The organism is Savagea serpentis (genome assembly GCF_015351395.1).
In the GTDB taxonomy this organism is placed as follows: Bacteria; Bacillota; Bacilli; order Bacillales_A; family Planococcaceae; genus Savagea; species Savagea serpentis.
On record NZ_JADKPV010000002.1, the window covers coordinates 246,611 to 257,483 of the forward strand.

Below are 10,873 nucleotides of genomic sequence, written 5' to 3' on the forward strand. Positions count from 1 at the left end.
CGATTAACATTGTCTATTAGTATACTTTGTCTACACATGAATGAAAAGGAAGAAGTGGTCATATGATTTCTGGAATTGGTTTAGATCTTGTTGAATTAGCCCGAATTCAAACGGTTTATGAACGTAATCCTCGATTTGCAGAACGAATTTTATCTGTGCGTGAGCAAGAGAAATTTCAAAAATTAAGTGAAGGCCGAAAGTTGGAATATTTAGCTGGACGTTTTGCCGCGAAAGAAGCTTTTGCAAAAGCTTTAGGAACTGGAATCGGAACAAAATGTACTTTTCAACAGATTGAAGTGTTAAATAACGATAGAGGGAAGCCGATTCTTTATTTTCAGCAAAAATTAGTGAATGGTTTCGTTTCGATTACTCATACACAGAGTGTTGCAGCGGCACAAATCATTTTACAAGAAGGTGAAAGTAAATGACATCTTATCGCCCGACTCGCATAACGATTAGTCGTTCGGCTATTGTGCATAACATTCGTAGTATAAAGCAATATTACGAAAATCAAAAACGTCCGATTCGCTATTTCTTTGCGGTGGTGAAGGCGAATGGATATGGACACGGTATGGAACAAGTGGCTCAGGCGGCCGAGAAGGAAGTAAATTACTTCGCGGTAGCGACTATCGATGAGGCATTGAAATTGCGGAAGTGTACTGATTTGCCAATACTTGTATTAGGTCCATCTCCTGTTCGGTCAATTCCAGATGCAGTAACGCATCAAATTACATTGACCGTGCCTTCTGTCGATTGGCTGTCAGAAGCTACGCGAGAATATCCAAAGCATTCATTAACCCTTCATATTAAATTAAACACAGGGATGAACCGCATCGGTTTGCGAACAGCGTCCGAAATTGAACAAGTTTTTCGTTTGCTTCAGCACACATCCTATGACGTTGAAGGGGTATTCACTCATTTTGCACGAGCAGATGAGGAAGACCGCACATGGACAGATGAACAAGTAGACAGATTTGAACAGTTACTTTGCCAGTTTCCAGAACGTCCGCGCATTGTCCACGTGTCGAATAGTGCAGCAACTTTGCGCTTTCCGGAATATGTCTATGACGGAGTTCGTTATGGAATCAGCTTATATGGTTTAGCACCTTCGCCTTTTGTGGAGACAATGCTTCCGGTTTCACTGAAAAAAGCGATGACATTGACGACAGAAGTAGCGTTGGTGAAAACATTACCGCCCCAAACTCAAATTAGTTATGGTGGTAGATATGAAACGAAACATTTAGAACGTATTGCGACATTACCGATCGGTTATGCAGATGGTTTAAGAAGGCAGTTGACAGGGCAATACGTCCTCATTAAAGGGGAGAAATTCCCTTTGATAGGTACTATTTGTATGGACCAATGTATGATTCTTGTAAATGAGAACATTTCAGTAGGAGAAATTGTTACATTAATCGGAATTGACAAAGGAGAAGAAATTAGTGTAAATGATTGGTCTAACAGTTTAAACACGATTAATTATGAAGTATGCACATCATTCAGTGCGAGAATAAGTCGAGAATTGTCACAATAATGTTTTTTTCACCCGACGAAAGACCTTTTCTTTCCATCTTATCGATGATACGATGGATAGGTATAGAATACTCATTGAAACGGTTTTCTGGAGGTGCTTAACTTGCGTGAAAGAGATAACCGCAAAAACGATTTGCGAAAAGTGATTGTGGAAATTCCGACGAAAATGTTGAATGAAAAAGAACAAGTAGTCAACCATCGAGAAGCTTCACATAAAAACTTTGTATATATTTCAGCAGATCATTCTGAACTTGAAGATATTGAACATTTGAGAGAAATCATGATGAAAGGTTATGTTGAAATGTCGCAAATCAATTTAAAAATTGCGACAGAGTGTTTACATGTAGAGTATGAAGCTCAGCATACGATGGAACGGCTCGTAAGCGGAGGTTAAAAAGTTGGCAATCAAACGTGGAGACGTATTTTTTGCAGATTTGTCACCAGTAATCGGTTCGGAGCAAGGGGGCATGCGCCCAGTCTTAATTATTCAAAATGACATCGGAAACCGATTTAGTCCCACCGTCATCATCGCAGCCATTACGGCGCAAATACAAAAAGCAAAGTTGCCAACACATGTTGAAATCGATGCGAAGACATATAAATTCGAGCGAGATTCAGTCATCTTGCTCGAACAAATTCGCACGATCGACAAGTCGAGGTTGACTGATAAAATTACACATCTCGACGCAGGTGTTATGGCGCAAGTTGACAAAGCACTAGAGATTAGTTTCGGTTTAATTAAAATATAGTACATATAGAGAATACGAGAGATTAAGAGCGAGTAATGGATTGAATGAAGAATCCGTTGCTCGTTTTTAGTATGCAAATTTCCGAGAAAAGTGGGAAAAGAAGGATTTTTTTAAAAGATAAGTGTCTTTCTTCTCTATTTTCGTTACAATAAAGAGAAGTATTGATGAATAATTGTTTGGAAGGGGTTCAAGTACGATGAATAATCAAATTATAAAGAACTTACAAAAGCATAAAGAAGAAGTAATGTATGCTTGGATAGAAGAAATGAAAAACGAAAAGGGAGAAAAGTTTTTCCAATATATGCCGGAACATCTCGTAGAAAAGACAAGTCGAGAGTTCACAGCGTTAATGTTATCGAATATAGAAGAAGGCGAAGATGTTTCGGATGAACAGTCGATGGAGTTTGCGACGAAGATTGTGCGATTCGGTTGGTCGATTTCATTTATTAATACGGCAATTGACCGCTTTTCAAAAGTTGTGTTCAAACACTTAGAAAGAGAAGGAGTAGTCAATGGGGAGAATTACAGTCGATTTTTTGAGTTGCATTTGAATTGGATTGAACCTTTACGACGTAGCATTATTCAATCGTATTCTCTCGAATGGGAACGCACCTTTAATTTACAAAAGATCGCATTACAAGAATTATCAGCTTCTCTAATTCCCGTATTTGAAAAAATTTCTGTCATGCCTCTCGTCGGTACAATTGATACAGAGCGTGCGAAATTAATTATGGAAAACTTATTAGAAGGTGTCGTAGAACAACGTGCAGAGGTTGTATTATTAGATATAACAGGAGTACCAGTGGTCGATACGATGGTAGCTCATCATCTTATTCAAGCAGCAGATGCAGTGCGTCTTGTTGGTTCGAAATGTCTCCTTGTCGGAATTCGTCCTGAAATCGCTCAAACGATTGTAACATTAGGAATTGATTTAACAGACTTCTTAACGACGAGCACATTACAAAAAGGGATGGAAAAAGCACTCCGCTTAACAAATCGGGAAATTAAGGAGGTGGAATAACGATGAACATGCGCATCCCAATATTAAAATTGTACGATACTTTAATCGTATCGATTCAATGGGAGCTAGATGATCGCACAGCACTTCAATTTCAAGAAGATTTAATGGAAAAATTACATGAAACAGAGGCGAGCGGTGTGCTCATTGATTTGACGGCCATCGACTTTATCGATTCATTTATCGCCAAAGTAATCGGTGATGTCATTCAAATGTCGAGTCTTATGGGTGCGAAAGTAGTCATTACTGGAATCCAACCAGCTGTGGCCATTACATTAATCGAACTCGGAATTAGACTAGAAGGTGTGCTAACAGCGTTAGATTTAGAAAACGGATTGGATAAACTTCACAAAGAATTGGAGGACTAGTTATGAATGAACGGTCTTCTGTAGAAATATATACAGAGTGGGATGTCGTTGCGGCACGACAATTGGGAAGAGATGAAGCGAAGTCAATCGGCTTCGGTACCGTCGATCAAGCGCGAATTACGACCGCAATTAGTGAATTAGCACGAAATATTTACCTTTATGCAGGAACGGGGAAGATAGAAATTAGACGCTTGCATGACGGAGTAAAAAAAGGGATGATGATTATTTCATCAGACAACGGTCCTGGAATTCCAGATGTTCGTAAAGTGATGGAAGATGGCTTCACAACGTCAGGAGGATTAGGAGCTGGTATGCCAGGAGTTCAAAGGCTTGTCGATGAGTTCAAAATTGAAACAGAAGTAGGGGTAGGTACGACGATAACAGCTATTAAGTGGCTTCGTTAAGGGAAGTGAACAGATGATGGATTTACAAAAGCAGTACCAGGAATTGTTAGAGAAATATTTAGAAAACCTCGATGAGAAAAACTTATACTTCGCACAACAATTTAGCCGTAAATTTATCGAACAGGAAATCGCGCCTGAAGATGTGGTCAGCCTTCATAAAGATGCTGTGATGAACATTTTTCCAGAATTGCGAAATGAGGTAGCGACGACGCATGATTTTTTAATCGAGATGATGATTCATTATGGGTTAGCGTTACGCGAACATCAAAGCTTAATTAAGAAACGAGAAGAGTTACACATGGAAATGGAAGTAGCTGCGAATGTTCAAGAGAAGCTAATGAACGCGACGAGACCGAATGTTGATGGCTTAGATATAGGCTACGTAAGCGAAGCGGCGAAAGCGATGAGTGGCGACTACATTTATTTTGCAGAACATGGACGGAAAAATTTAAGTGTAGCGGTAGCAGATGTTATCGGAAAAGGCATTCCAGCAGCACTTTGTATGTCGATGATTAAATTCGGTATGGATAGTATTGATGAAAACGAATCTGTGCCGAGTGAAGTTTTGAAAATTATTAATCGAATCGTCGAAAAAAGTGTAGACAATTCAATGTTTATTTCGATGTATTATGGGATGTACAATGTTGAAAACCAACACTTCACTTATGCTTCTGCAGGACATGAACCAGCGTTGTTTTACTGTGCAAAAACGAAAAGCTTCGAACAATTGGACGCAAAAGGTTTATTACTCGGTGTGAAAAGAGAAGTGGAGTACGAAGAATGTCAAGTTCACTTACATTCAGGAGATTTCGTCGCCATCATGACGGATGGTGTCACAGAAATTCGGACGGAAGATGGCTTTTTAGATAGCGCCATCATTGAACAATTGCTTTTCGAAGTGAGAGATCAATCGGCTCAGCAAATGGCAGATTATCTTTTTAAACAATTAGCACAACTACAAAATTTCCGTCTGCATGATGATTTCACAGTCGCGATTATGAAGAAACGTTAATGAGGTTTCAAAATGAAAAATTAGGGTATTTAAAGAAAATAGATAAAATGATGATAAAAAATTAGGGGTGAATGTAAATGGATTTACATGTACAACAAAAAGAAGTACGAGATGTATATCAATTTAAGGTTGTCGGAGAAGTAGATGCTTTTACGGCTCCCAAATTAAAAGAACAATTACACAGCATTGCGCATTTAAAAGGCGTGCGCGCTGAAATAGATGTATCAGAAGTAGAATATATGGACAGCACAGGATTAGGTGTCTTTGTCGGTTTTTATAAAACATTGCAAGAGCAAGATGGCCACGTGAAAGTGACAGGGTTGAATCGTAGATTGTACCGCCTATTCGAAATTACAGGATTGGATGCGATTATCGATGTCGAAGAAGCAAAGGATGATGAATGATGATGGGAAAATATGATTATATTGAAATGAAAGTTCCTGCTAAAGCCCAATATGTTGGTGTAGCGCGACTTGCGATTTCTGGTATTGCGAGCAGGCTCGGCTTTACATATGATGACATTGAAGATTTGAAAATTGCAGCGAGCGAAGCAGTAACGAATGCTGTGCAGCATGCTTATGAATCAAATGAAGCTGGAGAAGTTGTCATCGGGTGTGCGCTGTACAATGATCGACTGGAAATTATGGTATCCGATCACGGAATTAGTTTTGATTTTGAAGAAGCAAAAAAACGTACGGGTCCTTACGATGAAGAGATTGAAGCTCAATTTTTACGCGAAGGCGGCCTCGGTCTTTATTTAATCGAAACATTAATGGATGAAGTGCGTATCCACCAAGAGGAGGGTGTCACTGTCTTCATGACGAAGTATCTTCAAAGAGAGCGAGGCGAAGAGGATGCCAAACAAACAGCCTTCTCGTAAAGAGCCAAAGCCATCAAAAGATGAGGTACTCCAGTGGATTCGAAAGTTTCAAGAAGATGGAGATGACGAAGCGCAAACAGCCCTTGTTTTAAACTATGAACGACTCGTACATGCGATTGCCCGAAAATATTCGTACGGCAAATCGTACCACGAAGATTTAGTCCAAGTAGGGATGCTTGGCTTATTAGGTGCGATTCGTCGCTATGATCCAGAAGTGGGACGTAGTTTTGAAGCATTTGCAGTGCCGACAATCGTAGGAGAAATTAAGCGATTTTTGCGCGATAAAACATGGGATGTCCATGTTCCGCGTCGCATTAAAGAACTCGGACCTAAAATAAAAAAAACAGCGGAAACTTTAACGACAGAATTGCAACGCTCGCCTCGTGTTGACGAAATTGCTGCCTATTTAGAAGTAGATGAAGAATCAGTGCTAGAAGCGATGGAGATGGGTCGCAGTTATCATGCCTTATCGATGGATTACCAATCGGATGCTGATGCTGAAGGTGGTACAATGACTTTATTTGATTTAGTCGGTAAAGCAGATGACGGATACGAGAAAACAGATCAACGTTTGCTCGTTGCAGAAGCCCTTTCTGTCTTAACAGAGAGAGAACGAAGTATCATTCAATATACGTACATTGAACAAATGAGTCAAAAAGAAGCGGGAGAGCGTCTCGGCATTTCACAAATGCATGTGTCACGCCTGCAAAGAAAAGCGATTAAAAAATTACAAGAAGCGATATTATCATCAGGCGGTGCTAGTGATTGGAACGACACATAGACGAACATTTAGAGTGTTACACGATGAATCGAATAAAAGTAGGAAATCGTATTAGCGGAGATGTTGCTTATACTCACTTTACAGAGGAGTATGCGATTTTTGTTATTGCGGATGGTTTAGGAAATGGACCAGAAGCGAATGAATCTTCTCGTATTGTCGAAGAAATCGTTCGGAACAATCCTGATGAATCCATTGAATTTTGGTTGTTAGAAAGCAACCGCCGAATGGTTGCAAAACGCGGTGCAGCAGTTGGAATCATCCGAGTTGATTTTCAAACGAAGCAATTGACATATTGCGGAGTTGGAAATATTAGAATGTACATGTTGCATAATCATGAACAGATGATTTATCCTCTGCCTGTAATGGGATATTTGTCAGGTCGAAAAATTAAAATGAATTGTCAAACCTATCCTTACGAAAGTGGGGATACATTTTATATGCATTCAGATGGCGTTTTAGCGAAAAGTCCGAAAGCATGTTTGCAGCAAAGCCCAACAGCCTACGACTTAGCTAAACAAATTGAAAGTAAAATAGACTCAGCGGATGATGCTACTTTTATAGCGGTGCAATTGCTATAATTAAAGAAGCATCATCGGTTACCCAAGACAGGTACTGATTTCGGTACTTGTCTTTTTCATTTGGACCGTTTACCGTATCGTTGAAAGTAATTTTGATTAGCGATAGGGTCATTTTTCAAAAATGGTCATTTAAGGAGGAATTACGGATGGAATTATATATTGAACGTACAGCACAGCGTGCGCAATTACCAGTAAAACAAACGAAGGCGGTAATCGCCTTACTAGACGAAGGGAATACAGTACCTTTCATCGCACGTTATCGAAAAGAAGCGACTGGATCACTCGATGAAGTACAAATTAAAACGATTGAAGATAGTTACACGTATGTAAAGTCACTCATGACGAGACAAGAAGAAGTCGTGCGACTCATTCAAGAACAAGATAAACTTACACCTGAATTAGAGCGCGCAATTCAATCCGCGATGACATTGCAACAAGTTGAGGATTTATACAGGCCGTATAAGCAAAAGAGACGTACTCGTGCAACACAAGCGATTGAACTTGGACTTCAACCGTTAGCGGATGCACTTTTAAAAGGAGAGTCTTTTGAAGAGATTTTGCAAGAATTACAGCAACGTGCAGAGCAATCATTAGAAAGAGAAGAAGCTTTACAAGGCGCGCGCGATATTTTAGCAGAGCAATTAATGGATGACCTTCGATCACGTAATACAGCACGCAAGCATACGAAAAAAGAAGGAAAGATTGTTTCCCAACTGAAAAAGAACGCGGAAGATGAACGTGCTGTGTACGCTAACTATTACGAATATGCGGAGCCGTTGCATACGATTGTTCCTCACCGGACCCTCGCTTTAAATCGTGGAGAAAAAGAAGATGTTTTAAAAGTGAGTATTCAATTTCCAGAAAGCGCAATTGAGGCGGAATTAATTCGTTTATATACGAAAAACTTACCTAATGCTCATCGAATGGAAGTGGAAGAAGCGGTTCGAGACGGATTAAAACGTTTATTACTGCCATCGGTAGAGCGTGAATTGCGTGCAGACTTAACAGAAGTGGCGGAAGCGCAAGCGATTCGTGTCTTTGGTGAAAACTTAAAAAGTTTATTGCTCCAGCCCCCTTTAAAAGGGCGCACTGTTTTAAGTATTGACCCAGCTTTCCGTACAGGCTGTAAATTAGCAGTCATTGATGAATATGGAAAAGTGCTAGCCATTGATGTCATTTATCCACATCCACCGAAACCGAAAGTGGAGGATTCATTAAAAATATTAAAACAGTTAATTGAACGTTACGATGCGCGAACAATTGCAATCGGTAACGGAACAGCTTCGAGAGAAACGGAACAATTTGTAGCCAATGCTTTACGCGATGGTATATTTGAAGCGTCTTACGTTATTGTGAATGAAGCGGGAGCGAGCGTTTATTCAGCATCGGAAGAAGCGCGTCACGAATTCCCGAAATTACAAGTGGAACAGCGAAGTGCTATTTCCATTGCACGCCGTTTACAAGATCCATTATCTGAACTCGTGAAAATTGAACCTTCTTCAATAGGGGTAGGACAATATCAACATGACGTATCGAAAAAAGAATTAGAAGCTTCTCTCGCATTCGTCGTCGAAATGGCTGTTAATACCGTAGGGGTCAATGTCAATACTGCATCGTCATCTTTATTAAGACATGTAGCAGGACTATCTAAAACAGTGGCTGATAATATCGTGAATTATCGAGAGGAAAACGGTCCATACAAGAAGCGTACTGATTTAAAGAAAGTACCGAGATTAGGCGCTAAAACATATGAACAAGCAATTGGATTTTTGCGCATTTACGATGGTCCAGAGTTATTCGATGCAACAGGGATTCACCCAGAAAGCTATAAAGAAACAGAAGCATTACTTAAAAAATTAAATATTACGAAGGAACAATTGGGAGAAGCGGCAACGGTTTCGTTATTAGATGAAATCGATGTTACTCGAATGAAAGAAGATTTAGCAATCGGAGAGGAAACATTGAAAGACATTATTCAAATTTTAAAGCGCCCAAATCGTGATCCACGCGAAGACTTCCCCCAACCAATTTTGAAGTCTGATGTATTAGCGATTGCCGATTTGCATGAAGGAATGGAATTGCAAGGAACGGTCCGAAATGTTGTAGACTTCGGGGCCTTTGTAGATATTGGTGTGACAGAAGACGGGCTCGTTCATATTTCGAAATTGGCGAATCGCTTTGTCAAACATCCGTTAGATGTCGTGGCTTCCGGTGACATCGTAACCGTATGGGTGGAATCAGTGGACAAAAAGAAAGGGCGCATCGGCTTGACGATGGTTCAACCGAAGCAGAAATAACTTATGAACAATCAACAACTTCAAATTCTTGTGGAGAACATATCGACAGAGGTTTTTGGAAAGCCATTTCGCCATGAAGCTTATTTTAACGAACGTTTAAGGACAACAGGTGGCCGCTATCTACTACAAACAGGAAATATAGAAATGAATCCACTCGTTTATTACAAATATGGAATGGAAGAATTAACCGGTGTTATTAAGCACGAACTTTGTCATTATCATTTGCATTTAGAAGGTAAAGGATATCGCCATCGTGATCAAGACTTTAAAAAATTGCTTCTTCAGACAAATGCGCCGAGATATTGCCAACCTCTCCAATCAAAAAGAAAATCGAATAAAATGTATCAATATGAGTGTGTAGAATGTCGTCACTTGTATATCAGAAAAAGAAAAATGAATCCAAAAAAGTATCGTTGTAGCTTATGTGGCAATGAAATTCGATTAAAAGCAATCTTTGAAAAATAAAAATAAGATACATCCAACGACGCGATAAATAACAGAAATACTAAAATGCGTATCGTAAGGGTGTATCTTTTTATTTTATATATAAATAGGAAGAGAAATTTTTTAAAAAAGTATTTTCAAAAAAGGCTTGTCAAAACACTTTATATTCGTTAAGATAATAAACGTGTCAAAAAGACATGCCTTTCAAGAAGAAAACAAACTTTAAAAAAGTTGTTGACAACATGAAAGGTAAAGTGTTAAGATAGTAAACGTGTCGAATCACGATATTTAAAAATGGCCCCTTGGTCAAGCGGTTAAGACACCGCCCTTTCACGGCGGTAACACGGGTTCGAGTCCCGTAGGGGTCACCATTTATATAATATGACTATGAAGTCCCGTTGGGGTATAGCCAAGCGGTAAGGCAACGGACTTTGACTCCGTCATTCGTTGGTTCGAATCCAGCTACCCCAGCCACGAGCCATTAGCTCAGTCGGTAGAGCATCTGACTTTTAATCAGAGGGTCACAGGTTCGAATCCTGTATGGCTCATCATTTTCTTTTGAAGAAAGTGTTGACAATGTCAAAAAAGTATTATAAGATATAACTTGTCCTTAAGAAACGAATATTTGCGGTAGTGGCGGAATGGCAGACGCGCTAGGTTGAGGGCCTAGTGGGGGTTAACCCCGTGGAGGTTCAAGTCCTCTTTACCGCACCAAAAACTGCGGGCGTAGTTTAGTGGCAAAACCTCAGCCTTCCAAGCTGATGATGAGGGTTCGATTCCCTTCGCCCGCTCCATTTTATTTTAGAGCG

General features: G+C 39.8%; 14 protein-coding genes and 5 tRNA genes. All 19 read left to right on the plus strand.

Annotated elements, in window-relative coordinates; translation table 11 throughout:
* Positions 1 to 62: 62 nt before the first annotated feature.
* The 19 genes from acpS to IRY55_RS07395 all read left to right on the plus strand — a co-directional run bounded on the left by acpS (position 63) and on the right by IRY55_RS07395 (position 10,858).
* Positions 63 to 428, plus strand: coding sequence for a holo-ACP synthase (acpS, locus tag IRY55_RS07305; RefSeq protein ID WP_194562643.1), 366 nt, complete (start codon positions 63 to 65; stop codon positions 426 to 428).
* Positions 425 to 1,534, plus strand: coding sequence for an alanine racemase (alr, locus tag IRY55_RS07310; RefSeq protein ID WP_194562644.1), 1,110 nt, complete (start codon positions 425 to 427; stop codon positions 1,532 to 1,534). Before acpS ends, alr begins: the two co-directional genes overlap by 4 nt.
* 102 nt (positions 1,535 to 1,636) lie before the next feature.
* Complete coding sequence (locus tag IRY55_RS07315; protein WP_194562645.1) at positions 1,637 to 1,927, plus strand: transcriptional regulator; 291 nt, start codon at positions 1,637 to 1,639, stop codon at positions 1,925 to 1,927.
* Between the two features lie 4 nt (positions 1,928 to 1,931).
* On the plus strand, positions 1,932 to 2,282 hold the full coding sequence (locus IRY55_RS07320; RefSeq protein WP_194562646.1) for a type II toxin-antitoxin system PemK/MazF family toxin: 351 nt from the start codon (positions 1,932 to 1,934) through the stop codon (positions 2,280 to 2,282).
* 196 nt (positions 2,283 to 2,478) lie between these two features.
* Positions 2,479 to 3,303, plus strand: a complete 825-nt coding sequence (locus IRY55_RS07325) for an STAS domain-containing protein (RefSeq protein WP_194562647.1) — start codon at positions 2,479 to 2,481, stop codon at positions 3,301 to 3,303.
* A 2-nt stretch (positions 3,304 to 3,305) separates the two neighbouring features.
* Positions 3,306 to 3,668, plus strand: a complete 363-nt coding sequence (locus IRY55_RS07330; protein ID WP_194562648.1) for an STAS domain-containing protein — start codon at positions 3,306 to 3,308, stop codon at positions 3,666 to 3,668.
* 2 nt (positions 3,669 to 3,670) lie between these two features.
* Positions 3,671 to 4,072: an anti-sigma regulatory factor gene (locus IRY55_RS07335; RefSeq protein WP_194562649.1), complete on the plus strand. Its 402-nt coding sequence runs from the start codon at positions 3,671 to 3,673 to the stop codon at positions 4,070 to 4,072.
* A gap of 13 nt (positions 4,073 to 4,085) precedes the next feature.
* Positions 4,086 to 5,084 carry a PP2C family protein-serine/threonine phosphatase gene (locus IRY55_RS07340; protein WP_194562650.1) on the plus strand — a complete coding sequence of 333 codons (999 nt, stop codon included), beginning with the start codon at positions 4,086 to 4,088 and terminating at the stop codon, positions 5,082 to 5,084.
* A gap of 77 nt (positions 5,085 to 5,161) precedes the next feature.
* Positions 5,162 to 5,488, plus strand: a complete 327-nt coding sequence (locus IRY55_RS07345) for an STAS domain-containing protein (RefSeq protein WP_194562651.1) — start codon at positions 5,162 to 5,164, stop codon at positions 5,486 to 5,488.
* A 2-nt stretch (positions 5,489 to 5,490) separates the two neighbouring features.
* Positions 5,491 to 5,964 (plus strand): anti-sigma B factor RsbW, encoded by a 474-nt coding sequence (gene rsbW / locus IRY55_RS07350; protein ID WP_408015146.1) that lies wholly within the window; start codon positions 5,491 to 5,493, stop codon positions 5,962 to 5,964.
* Positions 5,939 to 6,745, plus strand: a complete 807-nt coding sequence (sigB, locus tag IRY55_RS07355; RefSeq protein WP_194562653.1) for an RNA polymerase sigma factor SigB — start codon at positions 5,939 to 5,941, stop codon at positions 6,743 to 6,745. The genes rsbW and sigB overlap by 26 nt, the downstream gene beginning before the upstream one ends.
* The gene (locus tag IRY55_RS07360) at positions 6,730 to 7,323 is read left to right on the plus strand and encodes a SpoIIE family protein phosphatase (protein ID WP_235961079.1); all 594 of its coding nucleotides are present in this window, start codon (positions 6,730 to 6,732) and stop codon (positions 7,321 to 7,323) included. Before sigB ends, IRY55_RS07360 begins: the two co-directional genes overlap by 16 nt.
* Before the next feature lie 146 nt (positions 7,324 to 7,469).
* The gene (locus tag IRY55_RS07365; RefSeq protein WP_194562654.1) at positions 7,470 to 9,620 is read left to right on the plus strand and encodes a Tex family protein; all 2,151 of its coding nucleotides are present in this window, start codon (positions 7,470 to 7,472) and stop codon (positions 9,618 to 9,620) included.
* Between the two features lie 3 nt (positions 9,621 to 9,623).
* On the plus strand, positions 9,624 to 10,085 hold the full coding sequence (locus IRY55_RS07370) for a SprT family protein (protein ID WP_194562655.1): 462 nt from the start codon (positions 9,624 to 9,626) through the stop codon (positions 10,083 to 10,085).
* Between the two features lie 275 nt (positions 10,086 to 10,360).
* A tRNA-Glu gene (locus tag IRY55_RS07375) sits at positions 10,361 to 10,435 on the plus strand.
* Between the two features lie 28 nt (positions 10,436 to 10,463).
* A tRNA-Gln gene (locus IRY55_RS07380) sits at positions 10,464 to 10,538 on the plus strand.
* A 1-nt stretch (position 10,539) separates the two neighbouring features.
* Positions 10,540 to 10,612 (plus strand) — tRNA-Lys (locus IRY55_RS07385).
* 79 nt (positions 10,613 to 10,691) lie between these two features.
* Positions 10,692 to 10,778 (plus strand) — tRNA-Leu (locus IRY55_RS07390).
* Positions 10,779 to 10,784: 6 nt separating this feature from the next.
* Positions 10,785 to 10,858, plus strand: a tRNA-Gly gene (locus IRY55_RS07395).
* The last annotated feature ends 15 nt before the right edge of the window (positions 10,859 to 10,873 follow it).

What these genes read in the sequence shown, in the direction of transcription:
- IRY55_RS07365 (WP_194562654.1), top strand. Translation starts at nt 7,470, where the DNA reads ATGGAATTATATATTGAACGTACAGCACAGCGTGCGCAATTACCAGTA.
- IRY55_RS07325 (WP_194562647.1), top strand. Translation starts at nt 2,479, where the DNA reads ATGAATAATCAAATTATAAAGAACTTACAAAAGCATAAAGAAGAAGTA.
- acpS (WP_194562643.1), top strand. Translation starts at nt 63, where the DNA reads ATGATTTCTGGAATTGGTTTAGATCTTGTTGAATTAGCCCGAATTCAA.
- IRY55_RS07370 (WP_194562655.1), top strand. Translation starts at nt 9,624, where the DNA reads ATGAACAATCAACAACTTCAAATTCTTGTGGAGAACATATCGACAGAG.
- rsbW (WP_408015146.1), top strand. Translation starts at nt 5,491, where the DNA reads ATGGGAAAATATGATTATATTGAAATGAAAGTTCCTGCTAAAGCCCAA.
- alr (WP_194562644.1), top strand. Translation starts at nt 425, where the DNA reads ATGACATCTTATCGCCCGACTCGCATAACGATTAGTCGTTCGGCTATT.
- sigB (WP_194562653.1), top strand. Translation starts at nt 5,939, where the DNA reads ATGCCAAACAAACAGCCTTCTCGTAAAGAGCCAAAGCCATCAAAAGAT.
- IRY55_RS07345 (WP_194562651.1), top strand. Translation starts at nt 5,162, where the DNA reads ATGGATTTACATGTACAACAAAAAGAAGTACGAGATGTATATCAATTT.
- IRY55_RS07335 (WP_194562649.1), top strand. Translation starts at nt 3,671, where the DNA reads ATGAATGAACGGTCTTCTGTAGAAATATATACAGAGTGGGATGTCGTT.
- IRY55_RS07330 (WP_194562648.1), top strand. Translation starts at nt 3,306, where the DNA reads ATGAACATGCGCATCCCAATATTAAAATTGTACGATACTTTAATCGTA.
- IRY55_RS07340 (WP_194562650.1), top strand. Translation starts at nt 4,086, where the DNA reads ATGATGGATTTACAAAAGCAGTACCAGGAATTGTTAGAGAAATATTTA.